The sequence below is a fragment of the Mesorhizobium sp. M0870 genome (assembly GCF_040319775.1).
In the GTDB taxonomy this organism is placed as follows: domain Bacteria; phylum Pseudomonadota; class Alphaproteobacteria; order Rhizobiales; family Rhizobiaceae; genus Mesorhizobium.
The window spans coordinates 1-16,731 of sequence record NZ_JAMYOI010000039.1 but is presented as its reverse complement, the minus strand read 5'-3'; the positions used below and the strand labels follow the sequence as shown (position 1 = coordinate 16,731).

The window sequence follows — 16,731 nt, the reverse complement described above, 5'->3', positions numbered from 1 at the left end:
CATGCGAGTGGGCAATCAGACCGCGATCTTGCCGCCGCCCTGTCTGGTGATGGCGACCACCGACGGCCGCACCGGCATGTCGGGCTTGAAGTCGGGCCAGCGCGTCGACAGGTCCTCATAGTAAGAGGGGCGCCCGAACGCTTCCCAGTCCTCTCCGCCGTCGCCCGGGTGCTGGACGGCGACGAAGGCGGTCTGGTCGTCGGGCGCAAACAGCGGACCGCACATCTCGGCGCCGATCGGCACGCGGAAGAACAGTTTCGAGGTCGCCCGCGCCGCCCCCTCGGTGTCCACTGCCCACAGGCCATCGGTGCGGCCGGTGGCCTTCGGCCCCTGTCCGTCGGTTGCGACCCAGAGACGCCCGGCCGAATCGACCGCGCAATTGTCGGGCATGCCGAACCAGCCATTGGCCGTCGTTGCTGTCGAGAAGGTGGCGCCGACATCGGCAACCGCCGGATCGCCGCATTTCAGCAGCACTTCCCACTTGCCCTTGGCGGCGGTGAAATCACCGCCGTCCTCGGCGATCTCGATGATGTGACCGAAGGCGTTTTCGGCGCGCGGGTTGGCGGCGTCGACCTGGTCGGCCTTGCGCTTCGAATTGTTGGTCAGCATGACATAGACCTTGCCGTTGACGCCATTGGGCTGGATGTCTTCAGGGCGGTCCATCTTGGTGGCGCCGAGCAGGTCGGCGGCGCGGCGCGTCTCGATCAGCACGTCGGCCTGGCTGGCAAAACCGTTTTCAGCCGTCAGCGGCCCCTGGCCGAAGACGATCGGCAGCCATTCGACCGTGCCGTCTTCGGCGAACTTGGCGACATGCAGCGTGCCATCGTCGAGCAGGTCCTTGTTGGCGGCACGATCGTTCGGATTGAACGCGGCCCTGGTCACGAACTTGTAGACATAGTCGAAGCGCTCGTCGTCACCGAGATAGAAGACGACGCGGCCGTCCTTGGCGACGATCGATTCGGCGCCCTCATGCTTGAAGCGGCCCATGGCGGTGCGCTTCCTCGGCGTCGAGGTCGGGTCGTTGACATCGACCTCGACGATCCAGCCGAAGCGGTTGGCTTCGTTGGGTTCCTTGGCGAGGTCGAAACGCTCGTAATGCGCCGCCCATTCATAGGCGCCTTCGGGAATGCCGAGACGCTTGTAGTTCGCGGCTTCCTTGTGGCCTTCCGGCAGCTCGCCGGAAAAATAGCCATGGATGTTCTCCTCGGCCATCACATAGGTGCCCCAGGGCGTGACGCCGCCGGCGCAATTGTTGAACGTGCCGAACACCTTGGTGCCGGACGGATCGGCATTGGTCTTGACGCGGTCATGGCCGGCAACCGGGCCGGACAGCGCCATTTCGGTGTTGGAGGTGATGCGGCGGTTGAGCTTGCCGTCGCGCACCACCTGCCATTTGCCACCGTCCTTGCGGATCTCGACGATGGTGCCGCCATGGGCGGCCATCTCGACATCGACCTGCTCCTTCGAGAGGGGTGCGATTTCTGCCGACTTCTTGCCGTCCTTTTCGACGATCTTCACGATGCCCGGGAACATCAGATGCGGATTGGTGTATTCGTGGTTGACCACCAGCAGGCCATGTTCGGCCGAGCCGTCGATCGGGATGTAGCCGACATAGTCATTGTTGTAGCCGAACTGTTTCGCCTGGGCCTCGGCCGACTGTTTCATGGGGTCGAAGTCGGGCGAATCGGCAAACAACGGATCGCCCCAGCGCAGCAGGACATCGGCATCGTAACCCGACGCGACATGGTGCTTGTCGTCGATGCCGGCCTCGAGTTCGTCGAACGCGAAGGCAGAGCCTTCCGCTGCCCTGGCCTCGTCGGCGCTGATCAGCGCCAGCGGGCTGACGGTGGCGGCGATGGCCGAGACGGCCAGCGAGCCCTTGAGGAAGCCGCGGCGCGAGAACCGCGCGGCGATGATCTCGCCCATGGTGCGGTTGTCGGAGGCGTTGATGGCCGGACCGTCGTTTTCCTCAAGCAGGCTGGTGCGGAATCGGGTGTCGGGGGAGCGAAGGTCAGTCATCGTGGCTTGCCTCTGGCTGTCGGGTTGGCTGGAGCGTGGGGTACCTGTTTGACCCCCCTTATAATCGCCGGGTCACATTTTCGTGACATCGGGAGGCCTTTCAGAGGCGACAGGCACTACGCGCAGCGCTGGCTCAGCATTCCCGAAGGCCGTGAACTGCTCCGGAATCGTCTTTTCGAGATGAAGGAGACCTTCGGCGGCATGTTTCGCCGCGCATCCATGGCGTCAGTCGTTGCAAACGGATCAACGGACAAAGCCGGCTCGACAAGTCACCTCCGCCGCCCCCGGCGGAGGTGACTTGATGTTCGGCGTCTGCCGTCGTCAGGCGTCGGGAAAGCGAGTCTCCCGTTTAGCGATGGCGGCGCCGTTCATGCAAAGCTAATGTAGCATAGGCTTGGGACTTTAGTCCAATCTTGCGCTTGCAAAGGTCCTAGTTGACAACCGCAACGGTCGGAGGTCGCTTCCGGGCGCCGCGTCTTTCGGCAATGTTGTTGCACTGCAACGTTGGGGTGGGGCGCGCCGGGCTCAGTCGTCGGAGATCAAAATGCACAGATCGGTCACGACCCGTTGTTGCCGGCTGGCGCTCAAATCGGCAGCGGCGCTGGCGTTGACGATTGCTCCCTACCAAATTGTCCTGGACGGCTCCGTTTCCGGCATCCAGACCGCCAGCGCATACGCCGGCAAAGGTGGCGGCGGCAACGGCGGCAATTCCGGCGGAGGCAATAGCGGGAACAGCGGCAATAGCGGCAACGGCAATGGGAATGGCAACAGCGGCAAATCAGGATCCAATCAGGGTAAGAGCGGGAGCCATGTCAATGCAAAGACCGGTGACAAGGTCGACGTGACCGGCAACAAGATCACGGTCCGGCACCCCGACGGCATAACGGAAAAGCTCGAGAACGGTCGTTTCAGCATGAAGGACGCGCTCGGTCGCACGATCATCGACCGCCAGGCTACCCCGGCCGATGCCAATCGTCTCAAGGCCTTGTGAAGCTGGCCAACAGGCAACGGTCAGCTTTGCACGTCACCTCCGCCGCCCCCCGGCGGAGGTGACCTCGTTTTTGGCCAGCGTCCCGGTTTTCGGCACCGCAATGGCTGCAGTCCCGAGGCGCGACGTGCTTTTGCGCAATCCGGGACGGGAAGCCGCTGCGCATTTCTCCGTACCTGGCCTGGAGCAATTCTAGGAAAAAGTGTGAAGCGGTTTTCCGTCTAGAATCGCGTCAAAACAAAGAATTAGAGCAGCTCGCCGTTTCCGTGAAACGGTGAAGTGCTCTAAGAAGGCCTGTCGCGGTCGCGCAACTCACGCATCATCAAGGCCGCTTCGGTGCGGTTTCGCACATTGAGCTTCGACAGCACCCCGGTCATGTGATGCTTGACGGTCTTCTCCTGCAGCTCAAGCCGCAAGGCGACTTCCTTGTTGCTCAGCCCCTCCGCCACCAGCCGCAGGATTTCCGTCTGCCGATCGGTGAGCTGCCGCAGCCGTTCCGCAATGCCGTCGGTCGGCTGCTGGGACTGGAGATCCGAAAGCAGCCGGGCCGACAGCGTCGGCGACAGATAGCTTTCGCCGGCTGCAACATTGCGCAGGATGTCGGCGAGCCCGCGCGACCCGACGCCTTTGAGGACATAGCCATTCACCCCTGCGTTCAGCGCCTTTGTCACATCGGCATTGGCCTCCGAAACGGTCAGCATGACGATCTTCTGGGCGGGATGGCTGGCGAGGATGCTTGCGACCGCGGTCAGCCCGCCGCCAGGCATGGAGATATCGAGCAGCAAGATGTCGGGCCGCACCGTCGTGGCGAGGCGTTCGGCATCCTGCGCCGTGGCGCCCTCGCCAACCATCTCGAAGCCCCCGATCTCCGACAGGCTGCGCGTCACACCTTCGCGAAAGAGGGGATGATCGTCGACAATGGCGATGCGGATGGTACCAGTCATGCTTGCTCCTCGACCGACAGACGGATCACCAAACGCGTACCTTGCGGCCCGGTCAAGGTTTCGAACTGTCCGCCAATGCTTTCGACCCGCTCCCTGAGGCCGGCGAGGCCGAGACCCTCGACCCGTGCCGCCGGATCGAAACCCGGCCCGCCGTCCGACACTTCGACAAAAAGCCTGCCACCTTTCATCCCGGCGCTCACTGCCTGATCCTTGCCTAGCCCGTGGCGATAGGCGTTGTTCAGCCCTTCCTGAACGAAACGATAGATGCTGATCTTCTCGGAAGCGCCGGGTTCCGGCAACTGTCCGGCCAGCGTCAGCGTCACCGACGTTCCCGTCCTCTGCTCGTGTTCCTTGACGGCCAGCCGCAGAATGTCGTTTGCGGCAGCCGTCTCGATCTGCGGAAGGACAAGGCCGGTGCAGATGCCGCGTATTTCACGCATCGCATCCTCCAGTGTCTTGCGGATCATCGCGACCTCGGTCGAACGGCTTACGCCCGAATGGCCATCGCTGGAAAATATCGGACTATCCATGCGCAGCGCCGCCAGGGCCACGAGTTGGGCCGGGCCGTCATGGAGGTCGGCGCCGATGCGGCGCAGATATCTTTCGTTGAGCGCGGTGGCGCGGCGAGAGGCCCGTTGCACGCGCAGTCGCAAGGCACTGTTTTGCGCCACCAGACCCTGCAGCTCCGACACCTGGCGGCGCAGCGCCCCACGCTGGTCGTCGATGGTGCGGCTGCCGCGCAGGACGATGCCCGACAGGAGCAGGAATGCCGCCAGGGTCGCGCCGGCCACGATCAGCCAGCTCGACCACAGGGCGGACGCCAGGGTGGCCTGGAAATCGTCGGCGATCTCATAGAACTCGGTGACCGCCACCACCTCGCCCGACCAGGGCTCGCGCACGGGATTGTAGATCTCCAGCAAGGGCAAGCGGGTAGCCTTCTCCTCGCGTTCATCATCATCGAATGTATTGAATTCAGCGACGACGTTGCCTTCGAAGGCGGAACGCAGATTGTCGCTCGGACCGAAGCGGCGGCCGATCAGGGCCGTCTCCTTGGCGTAGAGAACCGTCCCGTCGCGGCGCCAGAGTACGAACGATTCGAGGCGCTTACCAAGCGCGCCCTGGCCAAGCGTCTCGTCCAGCGCCTGCTTGACGGACTCGCTGAGCTCCTGCTCCTTGCGCAAGTCGGGAAGCAGCGGCGCAATCACGCTGTCGACATAAAGGGCCGTCGTGGCGGCCGAATTGCGGATGACGCCGTCCCGGATCTGCGCCGTCACCCAGGTGCCGACCACCAACATGACAGCCAGCAGGCCAAAGCCGCCGGCAATGACGAATTGCAGGGCAAGGGAAAGCTCGCTCCAGCGCCGCACCAGGTTTTGAAAACTGCGAATCATGAGCCCCTGACCGCCCTTCGAACCGACAGATTGGGCGATGGTAGTACTTTGGGCTTCCGGCTTGCCATTGCCAAGAGCTTCGTTTGGTCGAGGTCGCTTGACGTCCCGGCGCGCTTGGGAAACAACGTCCGCGACACACGCGGCGGGAGCCGCTTCGAGAGGGGACGGAGCGTTGAGTTTTTCAGGATTGCTGCAGCTCGGCTTTTCGACGGTCATTTTCCTGCTGGCGGCGACAGCCGCCAAGCAATGGGGCCTGGCGCCGAGCCTTGGCAAGATCGCGCTGACGCTGGCACTCTATTCGCTGGGCAATCTGATCATGCTGCGGCTGATCCGCGAATTCGGCATGTCGGTGTCGTTCAGCCTTTCCGCCGTCATCCAGCTGGTCTCGGTGAACGTCGTGGCACTGGTCTTCTTCGGCGAGCGCGTCAATGCGCTGCAGGCGACCGGGATCATGCTGGCGATCGCAGCGGTGGCGCTGATCACGCTCGGACCCTATCTGCAAGGCCGGCTGTAACGGGCGAATTGCCGATGAAGAACGCCGCGAACGCTTTGCTCAACCGGGTTGAATTCCCGGTGCTGCTGGCCGGCCTGGTCATCGCCGCCGGCCTGTGGGGATTCGAGGAGCTGATGGAGATGGCGCGCGCCACCACGCCGCACGCCTTCGATACCGAAATCCTGCTCGCCTTCCGCCAGGCGGGCCGCCCCGACAGCCCGGTCGGCCCGCTGTGGCTGCAAGGGGCGATGCGCGACATCACCAGCCTCGGCAGCGGCAGCGTGCTGGTGCTGATCGTGACGGCGGTCATCGTGTATCTCCTGCTTATCCGCAGGCCGGCGACCGCCCTTTTCATCTTCGTGGCGGTGGCCGGGGGGCAGGTATTGTCGAGCCTGCTGAAAGCCGGCATCGACCGGCCGCGCCCCGAACTCGTCTCGCATCTCGTCAACGAAACGACGCTGTCTTTTCCGAGCGGCCACGCCATGCTGTCGGCGGTGACCTATCTGACGCTCGGCGCGCTGGCGGCACGCTTCCTGCCCGGTCGAACGACGAAGATCTATGTGCTGTCGCTGGCGGTGCTGACGACGCTGCTGGTTGGCATCAGCCGCATCTATCTTGGCGTCCACTGGCCATCGGACGTGCTTGCCGGCTGGTGCGCGGGCTTCGTCTGGGCGATGCTGTGCTGGCTCGCTGCCCGGGCGTGGCAGCGATGGCGTGGGCAGCATCCAAACGGCGACGACGAGGCTGGAGACTAGATCAGCCGGTCGATCAGCCCGTGCCCGCAGCCCGCCGACAGCAAGGCCGCCACGTCATGAAGGTCTTGAGGATGCTCAACCGCGTTACCCCCTGCCCAGATGGACACCCTAGCGCGCAATCCCGGGAAGTATCTGAAAATGATCGGTCAGGCGCCGCTCCCTTACGTCCCAGACATTCACACTAATGCTTGAAACATCACTATGATGGTATTATACCTTATTCCTGCAGACTCAGACGGGGATTGTGGCCGATGATCACTGCCGCGCAGATGCGCGCCGCAAGGGCGCTGGCCGGCATCGATCAGAAGACGCTCGCCGAGCGCGCCGGCGTTTCGCTTCCGACCATCCAGCGCATGGAGGCGAGCGATGGCGTGGTCAGGGGCGTGGTCGACACGCTGATGAAGGTCATCCAGGCTCTCGACGAGGCCGGGGTGGAGCTGATCGGCGAGAACCAGGCCAGCGAGCGCGGCGGCCGGGGCGTGCGCCTCAAGCCTGCCGTGCCGCGGGGTCCCAAGGCTGAGCCGGCATAAAGTCGCGACGGCGACCGCCGACAGCCCTGCCGACGATCCCGCCGCCTTTCAGGGTGCGAAAGGCAGTCCATGGATCAGACGCAGCGGGCAGTGCATGAACCGGCCCACAGGTCGGTAAAGCCGACATTTTCCGAATTGTTCACACCGAAGCTGGTGACGGTCTGGCGCGAGGGCTACACGTTCGCCGACTTCAAGGCGGACGCCATTGCCGGGCTGACGGTCGCCATCGTCGCGCTGCCCTTGTCGATGGCGATCGCGATCGCTTCGGGGGTCGCTCCCGAGCGCGGCCTCTACACCTCGATCGTCGGCGGCTTCATCATTTCTGCGCTCGGCGGCAGCCGCTTCCAGATCGGCGGTCCGGCCGGCGCCTTCATTGTGCTGGTGGCAGCGACGGTTGCCCGCGTCGGCATCGATGGGCTGCTTTTGGCAACGATGATGGCAGGGGTCTTCCTGCTCGCCATCGGCTATCTTCGTCTCGGCACCTACATCAAATTCATTCCCTATCCGGTGACGGTCGGCTTCACCGCCGGCATCGCCGTCATCATCTTTTCAGGACAGATCGTCGAACTGTTCGGGCTGAAGCTTGCCGGCAAGGAGCCGGGACCGCTGGTGCCGAAGCTGATCGCGGTCGCCGAGGCGGCCGGCACCATCAACCCGGCGGCGACCTTGGTGGCGGTGTTGACCATCGTCACCATCGCCGGCCTGAAACGCTGGCGGCCGACATCGCCCGCAATGCTCATCGCCATCGGGCTGGCATCGCTGGTCGTGGCGCTTCTCTCGTTGCCCGCCGAGACGATCGGCACCCGCTTTGGCGGCATCCAGCGCAGCCTGCAAATGCCCGCTCTGCCACCGGTCAGCCTGGACAGGATGATTGACGTGCTGCCGGATGCCATCGCCTTCGCCTTGCTGGGCGCCATCGAATCGCTGCTGTCGGCGGTGGTCGCCGATGGAATGACGGGCCGACGGCATCGTTCCAACTGCGAACTGGTGGCGCAAGGCTTCGCCAACATCGCGTCCGCCCTGTTCGGCGGCATCTGCGCCACAGGCACCATCGCCCGCACGGCGACCAATGTGCGGGCCGGCGCCCACGGACCGGTTTCGGGCATCGTCCACTCAGCCATCCTGCTCGCTTTGATGCTGGTGGCGGCGCCGCTCGCCAGCTACATCCCGCTCGCCGCCCTTGCCGGCGTGCTGGCGGTCGTGTGCTGGAACATGTTCGAGAAACAGGCCTTCGCCACCTTGCTGCGTGCCTCACGCGGCGACGCGCTGGTGCTGATGGCGACCTTCCTGCTCGTCATCTTCCGCGATCTCACTGAAGGCATCGTCGTCGGCTTCGTGCTGGGGTCGATCCTGTTCATCGACCGCATGGCCAAATCGATTGCGGTCGAGGCCGATCAGCCGCTGGTGCAGGAGGATGTCGCCGACAGCACCAACGCCTACGATGCCAGCGAGGCGACCGACGCCGACACCGTGGTCTACCGCATCTCCGGCGCTTTCTTCTTCGGCGCCGCGTCGACCGTCGGCACCGTGCTCGACCGCATCGCCGACCAGCGCAAAAACTTCATCCTCGATTGCTCGGCCGTACCGTTCTTCGATTCGACGGCGGCCAACGTCATCGAGGGCGCCGCCCACAAGGCGAAACGCGCCGGCGTCCGCTTCATCATATCAGGTGCCGCGCCGCAGATCCGGCGTATGCTGATCAACCACGGCGTCAAGCGCCCGCTGGTGACCTATGCCGCCTCGATCAAGGATGCGCGGGCGCAGCTGAAAGGGGAGCTGGAGGCAGAGTAGAAATCGGGATTTGCCGGTCGGCGGGCCACACAGGTGTCCGCCGGTTGAACGCAAACGTTTTGGCCCTGGGTTGACTCACGCACGGCGCGACGTGAACGGCCGCTTTGCGCCCTCGTTTCCGCCATTCAGACTATCGTTGCAGCTTCCCGAAAGCTGACGGTCTGCTAAGCCAGCACTAAGGCCTCGAATGGGGTGGTAGCAGGTTACGCCGCCGGTCAGCCCGCTGCCCAACGATAATAGTCGCGTTGATGTCAATGCGAGCCCCAAATATCATGCAAGTACTCCTGGGCTATCCGCCCGGGTGGTCGTGCCACCGTGCGCGGCGATGAACATGGCGACGGCCGACCGGCAATAGGATTCGATTTCGTTGTCGTCCTCTGCTCTCGCCTCATCGAAGCGTGCGATAATCAGGAGATCGGATCCTTTGATAAGCGCGGCAAACAGGCGGGCGGACCGGAGAGGATCGGTCACGTTCAGAACCGCCTTCGCGTGCAACTGACGCAACAGGGCCTCGATTTGGGCGATGACATGGGCGGGGCCGGCTTCGTAATGGAGCTTGCTTAACGACTTCTGATTCGTCTTGTCGGCCATGATCATGGCTTCGACACTGCGGACGTCCGGGTTCAACAGCGTGCGAAGCAGGGATGATCCCACCACCATGAGCTGATCTTCGGCCGAACCGTCGACGCCTTCAAAAAGGGCCTGTGGTGCAAACTGATGGCAGCGGGCCGCGATGGCCGCGCTGAACAGCGCCTCCTTGTTCTCGAAGTGCCGATAGATGCTGAGCTTGGATATCTTCGCTCTCTGGGCGACCTTGTCCAATGTCGTCGCATGAAAACCCAATTCCTCAAAGAGTTCGCACGCGGCGTCGACTATCGTTTGGCCAAGCGCCTCATTGGCGGGCCGGCCGCGCCGGCCCTGGCTGTTTTCGGTCACGACAATTCCAGTCCTTGACAGTATCATAATTCTTGAATTACGATACCACGCAGTGTCAAAAATGTGCAAGCCAGGCCAAGCCATCCCTCATCCACACACGGAGCCCATCACCATGGATGACGTCATCATCATCGGCGGCAGCTTTGCCGGTCTCGCCGCCGCCCTGCAGCTCGGCCGTGCCCGCCGCAAGGTCACCGTTCTCGATACCGGCCTGCCGCGCAACCGCTTCGCCGGCCACTCGCATGGTCTGCTCGGCCACGATCACAAGCCACCGCTGGACATCCTGGCCGAAGCGCGGCAGCAACTGGCGCGCTATCCCACGATCAGGCTGGTCAATGCCCGGGCCGACAGCATCTCCGGCGCCATCGACGATTTCTCCGTCCTCACTGGCGACGGCGAAAGCCTCGGCGCGCGCCGCCTGATCCTGAGTTATGGCGTCGTCGACCAGATGCCTGATGTTCCGGGCTTTGCCGAAAGCTGGGGCACATCCATCGTGCCCTGCCCCTATTGCGACGGCTTTGAAGTCGCTGGCCAGCATTGGGGCCTCGTCTGGTCCGGCCCGCCGTCGCACAATTATGTCAGGCTGTACCACGACTGGACCGAAACATTGACGGTCTTCGCCGATGGTCACGACATTTCACCCGATGTTCGGGCCGATCTGGCGCGCCGCAACATACCTGTCGTTGATGGCCGGATCGCCGAAATCGCCCATCACCGGGGCCATATCACCACCGTTAATCTCGAGAGCGGCCGCAATGCCGCGGTCGACATCCTGTTCGCGCATCCGCGCAACAAGCCGTCCGCAAGCCTGCATGAATTAGTGGGCCTCGCCACGGTCAATACGCCCCTCGGCATCGCCATCAAGGTCGATGAGCGCCGCGAAACCAGCACAGCCGGCATCTATGCTGCCGGCGATCTTGCGAACCCGGCCATGGCCTCGGTCACCACGGCAATATCGCAAGGCGCGACGGCGGGTATCTCCGCCCAGCAGTCGATGCTGGTTTGAGAACACAGATTCCCCTCTCCCGCACCGGCCTCCCTACGTCGTCGCCACCGTCGGCTGCCCGACAATACCAGCCAGTCTGCTGCCGGCCCCAATTGAGCCGTGGGTACGCCCGCAACCCGATGTCCGCTTTCGATGCCTCTCCACTAGAAGCTGACGGACTGCTACCGGCCCAAAGGCGACATCAAAATATCTGCTCGGCAATGTCCGCTATTGGCGCTTGGCGGGCCGATCCGGGCGACGTCGTTTACTAGCCACAATAAGAGTTCGAGTTGGCGATCCTCGCCGATGAACGACAGTCCATCGGCTGTTGGCGAACGTCTCGGAGATCGGCCCCTGAGGCACCGATCATGGCTCTCAGTCGAGCTTCAGCGCAGCCACTTCGCCCTCGTTCATCAACGGCACATAGAGGATCGACTTGCCGTCGGTACCGATGTCGGCGCTGCCCGGTTTGAAGTGCGCCAACGCTTCCGGCGCGCCGCCGGCTTGATAGCGGTAGAGCGTGCCGGTCATGTAGGCGGTGGCGTAGATGGTGTCGCCGATGGCGATGACGCCATCGAGATCGGCGAATTTCTGCGCGCCCGGCAAGGGCGAAACCACCTTGCTGGCGATGTCGACCGACAGCAGCCCACCCGGCTCCGCCGTGCTGAAGTCGGACTTGATGTCCTTGCCCCAGGAGGCGACGATCAGCCTGTCGCCATCGGCGAAGACGCCGTTGGGCGAAGCCAGCATCGCATCCCTAGCGAACAGTTCTGGTTGTTCGCCGTCGATGCGATAGATCGTGTCGGCCAGCATGTCCGTGACATAGACGTTGCCTGATTGGTCCGATGTTATGTCGTTCAGGAAAACAGCGTTCGGCACCGTGATGCTGGCGACGAGCTTGCCGCTGGCGAGGTCGACGACGCGAACCTTGGTGATGTCGGCGACATAGAGCTTGCCGCCCGCTATCGCCATACCCTTGGGCGCGTCCATGCCGTCGGTCCAGTGCCGGGTGACCGTCCTGCCGTCCACGGACAGCACGCTGAGATAGCCGTTGCCGTCGGCGTCGCCGGGATTGCCGACGATATTGGAAACGATAAGGCGATTGTTGGCTGCGTCGAACAGTGCCGATTCCGGTTGTTCGAGGCCGGTGGCGCGCCAGAGTTCTCCAGCCTCGGCGGCAGGCGCGGCTGCGATGCCGATGACGGCGAGAAAGGCTGATGTGACGAGGGTGTTCATGGCTGCTCTCCTGTGATGACGGCGGAGAGCTATGATTTTCGATACTTTCCGGAAAGGCCGATAACCGCTAGTATCGAAAGTCGATACGAAACCCACGGCAAGAGGTGCATTCCATGAACGGCCTTATCTTCGACGCGTTGAAGCGGACGCTGAAGGCGAAGGGCGTCACCTATCGCGAGCTTGCCGAACGCATGGGGGTTTCCGAGCCGACGGTGAAGCGCATCTTCCACGAGCGCAACTGCAAGCTCGACCGGCTGGTGGAGATCTGCGCTGCCGCCGGTGTCGAGCTGGAGAACGTGCTCGGCTCGATGAACCGGGGGCCAGGGCCGGTCAACCACATCGCGCCGGAGATCGAACGCAGGCTCGCCGGCCGGCCGGCACTGCTGTTCATTTTCGTCATGCTGTCGGAAAAATTCACGCCCGAGGGCATCATGCGCTCGCAAGGCCTGAGCGAAGCCTCGATGTTCCTCTATCTGCGCGATCTCGAGGAGCTCGGCCTGATCGCGCTCGGCCGCGGGCTCACGGCGAGATTGCTTGTCGAGACGCCGATCCAGTGGAATTTCGAAGGGCCGCTGCGGCCGCTGTTCGAGATGACCAACAAGAACTTCATCGGCTGGGCGATCACCCATATCGACAAGGAAGCGACCTTCGTCAGCTTTAGCAGGCGGATGCGGCCGGAGACGGCGGAGATGGTGCGACGCGAGGCGCAGGACCTCGCCGATCGCGCCAAACTGCTGGCCCATCACGACCAGCACACGACGCCGGAAGACGGGCTGGTCGGCTACAAATGGACGTTTGCCTTTGGCGCGACGCCATTCCCGGCGATCATGCCGATCGGGCCGCACGCGCGAGATGCCGGTGCGAGAGCAACCGACCCGGCCGCCAAGACACGGCGGCCGCTGCCGGCCTGATCGGCCAATCGTCTCAGCATGATTGCATCTGGCGGCTGAGCTTGCCGCGCACGGCCCTGGCGGTGCCGATGGCCACCATTTTCGCCGCTGTCTTGCCGCCTGGGCCTGCCATGCGGCCGGCGATGCCGACCGCGCCATTGACCGCGCCCATCATCTTCATCTGCCCGGCCGTCTCGTTCATGCTGGCCCTGCAGTCCTGCATTTTCCTGGTCGCCTCGACTGCAGCCAGGGCCTCGCCAAGGCCCTCCGGCGAGTCCGGGCCGGCCGCCAGCTCCGCCAATTGCGCATGCTGCTCTGGCGTGATCGGCGGGCTGGCGGCCGTCTGGCTGCAGCTGGACGCCAGCAGGCAGATAAGCATCGCGATCGGGCTGCCCCGCCTGACACGTGCCGTGGTTGGAAAAATGCCGCGATGTTCGGCCTCGAGGCTCCCGCTCGGAGTTGCTTTTCCCGCCACCCGTTTCCTGTTGCCCAACATCCTATCGCCCCATCGCCGGGCCGAGGATGAGGCTGCGGATTTTTGGCGTCAGCGGCCTGACGACATCGGCGAAGGGGCCGCCCTCGGCCCGCAAAGCCATCAACCCTTCGACCTCTTCGTTGATGGCGTCGATGGTCTCTGTCTTCTGCGCGTCGGTCAGCTCCTTCATGCCGGATATGGCATTCCTGAGCTTGGCGAAAATGGCATCGAGTTCTGCGACCGGCATCGTCGCCAGGAACCCGCGCATGGTCTCGCCAAGCGCGATCTTCCAGCTGTCGGCGGTGAAACCGGCTGTGTCGATCAAGCCCTTGTCCGCGGCATCGCGCTCGTACCAGTCGGCGGCGATCTCCTCGTCATAGGCGAACTGACCGAATTCGGGTTGCAAGGCCTCGATCAGGCCGACGACCGCCGACGCATCCCGCGCTGTCAGCGCCAAGGCCTGCGGGCTGTCGAAGATCATGCCGGCAAGTGCGAGCGCGCCGGCCAGCCGGCGCATGGCTGCGAAACGCCGCTCAGCCATAACAATCCTCCGCAATGCCGGCCCGGGCACTGCTCGTCGCCTGGGACTGCAGAACCGAGCCGCCGATCGAGGCGGCCTGGCCGGCAATGACCCCACCATTGCCAGCCAGACCGCCAAGACCCCCCGCCATCGACAGGACACCGCCGAGCAGAGCCGCATTGGTCTGCGCCTTCGCCGCCTTCTTGGCGGCATCGGCGCAGGCCGTTTCCGTCGTCGGTTCGTTCTGGGCCTTCTTGCTGCCGGCCGCGCTCGCGATCGATGCCGGGTTGTTGTCGGCCTGGCCCGTTTGGCAGCCCGCCAGGGCAAGGGTCAGGGCCAGGAAAATGATCCTTTTCATGGTGCTGCTCATCATCGGGCAGCGCGCGGCGGCAGCTTGGCCTCGCGATGATCGGTCACCGCGTTGCCCAAGGCGATCGACAGCAGATAGACGCGCGGATTGAAGCCCGCCGCGGCCAGTGCCGACAGCGTCTTGAACAATTGCAAATGAAACATCGTGCCCCCTTGGATTGCCGCCAATGCGGTTCCGGTTTTGGAATCGCGCCGCAAACTAGGGGCATCGAAGGGGGTCAGCTTGGACAGAACGGCACTGAAAGCGGCCAAAACGGCCCGGGATTGACGTTTTGCAGGCCGCGGCGCATATGACCGCGCTCTTGGGCATGGGGGTGTCGATGACTGCGACGATGGGGCCGTCAGCTTCGTTCAGGCTGGCGACGGAGATGTTTCCGGAGCGGGATCGCGTCGAGATTACGCGCGAGGTTTACGGCCGCACCGTTCTGAGGGTGGACCTCGATCCGCTGGCGCCGGCGCAGATCGACATGCGGGTGCGCGCGTTGCCGGGCCTCGGCATCGCCACCGGCAGCTCATCGGAATTCCGGGTGCATCATACGTCGTCGCTGATCGACAACGACGACTTCGTTCTTCTGGCGGCCCTCGACGGGGGCAGTGTGATGAAGCATCGCGGCCGCGAGGAGGCGGTCGGCAACGGCCAGGCGCTCATGATGAGCGGTGAAGAGGTTGGCCTCAACCTGATCGGCGCCGGCGGGTTCCGCTTCGTCAATCTCAGTTTTTCGCGCAAGCAGCTTTCGCCTCTGATCGGCGATCCGGCCGCGGTCCTTATGCGGCCCTTGCCGACCCAGAGCGGGGCGATGCGGCTGTTGCTCGACTATATCAGCTCGATCCAGGAGGTCGGAGACGAGTTGACCGCGGAGGCCTGCCACCTTGCGGCGACGCATGTCTTCGACCTTGCCGCACTCGCCATGGGCGCGACCAGGGATGCGGCCCAGATCGCACGCGGCCGTGGCGTCAGCGTTGCCCGCTTGCGCGCCATCAAGGCCGATATCGTCGCGCATGGTGGCCATGTCGACCTGTCGGCGCAGGACGTCGCCGCCCGCCACGGACTGTCGGCCCGCTACGTCCGCAAGCTGTTCGAGAGCGATGGCACATCCTTGATTGATTTCATGATGAACCAGCGGCTGGCGCGCGCCCATCGCATGCTCGGCGATCCACGCCATGCCGGACGCAGCATCACCGCGATCGCCTACGAGGCCGGCTTCAACGACCTTTCCTATTTCAACCGGGCGTTCCGTCGCCGTTATGACGCTACACCCTCGGACGTGCGGGCCGCGGCTTGCAAGCACTGACGCCCGGCCGCCGGCCAGCGCTCCCGTGCACGCGGCTGGACTCATTTGATCGCGTTTATTCGGCGGCCTTCGCCCCGGGATCGGCAACCTTGTCATCCCAGGTCACCGCCCGGTAGTCGAAACCATATTCCAGCGTCGGCTTGACGATGCGGAAATAGGGCGACAGGTCGAAATCGCGCGGCGTGTAGAGCGAGTGGTGGCGGATGTGCAGGATCTCCTTGCGCGAGTAATTCGACTGCGCCGAGGCGCGGCCGGGCGCACGGGTGATCTCGGGCAGGATCGGATAGCGGATCTGGCCATAGGCCTCGGCGATCAGCGTAGAGCAGATCGCCCGTGTCGGGTCGCCGGAGCCGAAGGCCAGCATGCGGCGCCGCCAGCGCACCGGCACCGGCGGTGTCGGGAAGAAAAAACGCAGCATGTCGAAAATGTTCTTGAGGTCGTATTTCAGGCCGAGCCTGCCGATCATGAACGCGACGACCTTGTCGCGATCCTCCGGCGCCAGCCCGCTCGCCCGGCAGATGCGGGTGTTGTAGGTGCGGTAGCGCGACAATGGCACGGCGACGCAGCCTTCGCCGATCGTGACCTCGATCAGGCGCCGCCGTTCCGTTCCGTCTTCCGGTTCGGCCAGCGCATCGCCGACATAGAAGGCCGCATGCGACCAGGTCGACTGGGTCAGGTATTTGATCGCCGCCGAGATCTTCTGGTTGCCCTCGATCAGCAGGATGTCGCCGGGCTCAAGCGTGCGGCGCAGCGTTTCGGCATCGGACGGTGTGTAGGGCTCGTAGCCGGACGATTCTTCCTGCAGCCGGCCGGCAAGCCAGCGGCCAAGTCGATCCAGAAGCGTGTCGCCGGGCTCGGTCATGCTCCATGGCGATTAGCATGGGCGGGTAATGAGGGCTAGCGCACGGGTGGAGCGACAGGGTTGCTGATAGGGCGCAGGCCCTCATCCGGCGCGCTTCGCGGCCACCGTCTCCCCGCTGAAGGCAGAGGAATGAAGCCGGTGAACGCGCGCTTTTCCTCTCCCCGTCGATCGGGGAGAGCGACTATCTGGGGTGTCAAGTTGCAATTACGAACTCGTTGCGCGCATCGCGTGCTTTTGCATTGAGGATGACCAGGA

Annotated in this window: 18 protein-coding genes; 8 read left to right on the top strand and 10 right to left on the bottom strand. The window is 64.0% G+C overall.

The window, feature by feature from the left end:
- Positions 1-15 precede the first annotated feature (15 nt).
- Positions 16-2,019, bottom strand: a complete 2,004-nt coding sequence (locus NKH97_RS30025; protein WP_352799440.1) for a PhoX family protein — start codon at positions 2,017-2,019, stop codon at positions 16-18.
- Positions 2,020-2,563: 544 nt separating this feature from the next.
- Between NKH97_RS30025 and NKH97_RS30020 the strand changes: the two genes are divergently transcribed.
- Positions 2,564-3,010, top strand: coding sequence for a hypothetical protein (locus tag NKH97_RS30020; RefSeq protein WP_352628838.1), 447 nt, complete (start codon positions 2,564-2,566; stop codon positions 3,008-3,010).
- 281 nt (positions 3,011-3,291) lie between these two features.
- Here NKH97_RS30020 and NKH97_RS30015 read toward each other — a convergent pair whose 3' ends face one another.
- Entirely contained in the window at positions 3,292-3,951 is a 660-nt protein-coding gene (locus tag NKH97_RS30015) for a response regulator (RefSeq protein ID WP_023813468.1), read from the bottom strand.
- Positions 3,948-5,342, bottom strand: coding sequence for a sensor histidine kinase (locus NKH97_RS30010; RefSeq protein ID WP_023813469.1), 1,395 nt, complete (start codon positions 5,340-5,342; stop codon positions 3,948-3,950). Before NKH97_RS30010 ends, NKH97_RS30015 begins: the two co-directional genes overlap by 4 nt.
- Positions 5,343-5,514: 172 nt before the next feature.
- Here NKH97_RS30010 and NKH97_RS30005 point away from each other — a divergent pair, with 172 nt between their 5' ends.
- From NKH97_RS30005 to NKH97_RS29990, 4 genes are all read left to right on the top strand, one after another.
- On the top strand, positions 5,515-5,856 hold the full coding sequence (locus NKH97_RS30005) for a hypothetical protein (RefSeq protein WP_013528672.1): 342 nt from the start codon (positions 5,515-5,517) through the stop codon (positions 5,854-5,856).
- A 14-nt stretch (positions 5,857-5,870) separates the two neighbouring features.
- Positions 5,871-6,590: a phosphatase PAP2 family protein gene (locus NKH97_RS30000; RefSeq protein WP_352442947.1), complete on the top strand. Its 720-nt coding sequence runs from the start codon at positions 5,871-5,873 to the stop codon at positions 6,588-6,590.
- A gap of 251 nt (positions 6,591-6,841) precedes the next feature.
- On the top strand, positions 6,842-7,120 hold the full coding sequence (locus tag NKH97_RS29995; protein WP_128305313.1) for a helix-turn-helix domain-containing protein: 279 nt from the start codon (positions 6,842-6,844) through the stop codon (positions 7,118-7,120).
- A gap of 69 nt (positions 7,121-7,189) precedes the next feature.
- Positions 7,190-8,911, top strand: a complete 1,722-nt coding sequence (locus NKH97_RS29990; protein ID WP_352442948.1) for a SulP family inorganic anion transporter — start codon at positions 7,190-7,192, stop codon at positions 8,909-8,911.
- 270 nt (positions 8,912-9,181) lie between these two features.
- Here the strand turns inward: NKH97_RS29990 and NKH97_RS29985 are convergent, their stop codons facing one another.
- Positions 9,182-9,853 (bottom strand): TetR/AcrR family transcriptional regulator, encoded by a 672-nt coding sequence (locus tag NKH97_RS29985; RefSeq protein ID WP_502895366.1) that lies wholly within the window; start codon positions 9,851-9,853, stop codon positions 9,182-9,184.
- Positions 9,854-9,959: 106 nt separating this feature from the next.
- On the opposite strand from NKH97_RS29985, the gene NKH97_RS29980 reads away from it, so the two are divergent.
- The gene (locus NKH97_RS29980) at positions 9,960-10,853 is read left to right on the top strand and encodes an NAD(P)/FAD-dependent oxidoreductase (RefSeq protein WP_352799435.1); all 894 of its coding nucleotides are present in this window, start codon (positions 9,960-9,962) and stop codon (positions 10,851-10,853) included.
- A 354-nt stretch (positions 10,854-11,207) separates the two neighbouring features.
- On the opposite strand, the gene NKH97_RS29975 is transcribed toward NKH97_RS29980, so the two are convergent.
- A complete protein-coding gene (locus tag NKH97_RS29975) occupies positions 11,208-12,068 on the bottom strand; it encodes an SMP-30/gluconolactonase/LRE family protein (protein WP_352776231.1) in 861 nt (286 codons plus the stop codon).
- A 113-nt stretch (positions 12,069-12,181) separates the two neighbouring features.
- Between NKH97_RS29975 and NKH97_RS29970 the strand changes: the two genes are divergently transcribed.
- Positions 12,182-12,979 (top strand): helix-turn-helix domain-containing protein, encoded by a 798-nt coding sequence (locus tag NKH97_RS29970; protein WP_128305308.1) that lies wholly within the window; start codon positions 12,182-12,184, stop codon positions 12,977-12,979.
- 13 nt (positions 12,980-12,992) lie between these two features.
- Here NKH97_RS29970 and NKH97_RS29965 read toward each other — a convergent pair whose 3' ends face one another.
- The 4 genes from NKH97_RS29965 to NKH97_RS29950 are packed head-to-tail and all read right to left on the bottom strand — an operon-like array spanning position 12,993 to position 14,466.
- Positions 12,993-13,433 carry a hypothetical protein gene (locus tag NKH97_RS29965; protein WP_164893054.1) on the bottom strand — a complete coding sequence of 147 codons (441 nt, stop codon included), beginning with the start codon at positions 13,431-13,433 and terminating at the stop codon, positions 12,993-12,995.
- 22 nt (positions 13,434-13,455) lie between these two features.
- Complete coding sequence (locus NKH97_RS29960) at positions 13,456-13,974, bottom strand: hypothetical protein (RefSeq protein WP_023813479.1); 519 nt, start codon at positions 13,972-13,974, stop codon at positions 13,456-13,458.
- Entirely contained in the window at positions 13,967-14,311 is a 345-nt protein-coding gene (locus NKH97_RS29955) for a hypothetical protein (RefSeq protein ID WP_128305307.1), read from the bottom strand. Before NKH97_RS29955 ends, NKH97_RS29960 begins: the two co-directional genes overlap by 8 nt.
- A gap of 11 nt (positions 14,312-14,322) precedes the next feature.
- On the bottom strand, positions 14,323-14,466 hold the full coding sequence (locus NKH97_RS29950; protein WP_023813481.1) for a hypothetical protein: 144 nt from the start codon (positions 14,464-14,466) through the stop codon (positions 14,323-14,325).
- 146 nt (positions 14,467-14,612) lie between these two features.
- Here NKH97_RS29950 and NKH97_RS29945 point away from each other — a divergent pair, with 146 nt between their 5' ends.
- Positions 14,613-15,614: a helix-turn-helix transcriptional regulator gene (locus NKH97_RS29945; protein WP_245486339.1), complete on the top strand. Its 1,002-nt coding sequence runs from the start codon at positions 14,613-14,615 to the stop codon at positions 15,612-15,614.
- 55 nt (positions 15,615-15,669) lie between these two features.
- On the opposite strand, the gene NKH97_RS29940 is transcribed toward NKH97_RS29945, so the two are convergent.
- Positions 15,670-16,476 carry a YiiX/YebB-like N1pC/P60 family cysteine hydrolase gene (locus NKH97_RS29940; protein ID WP_352442953.1) on the bottom strand — a complete coding sequence of 269 codons (807 nt, stop codon included), beginning with the start codon at positions 16,474-16,476 and terminating at the stop codon, positions 15,670-15,672.
- Between the last annotated feature and the right edge of the window lie 255 nt (positions 16,477-16,731).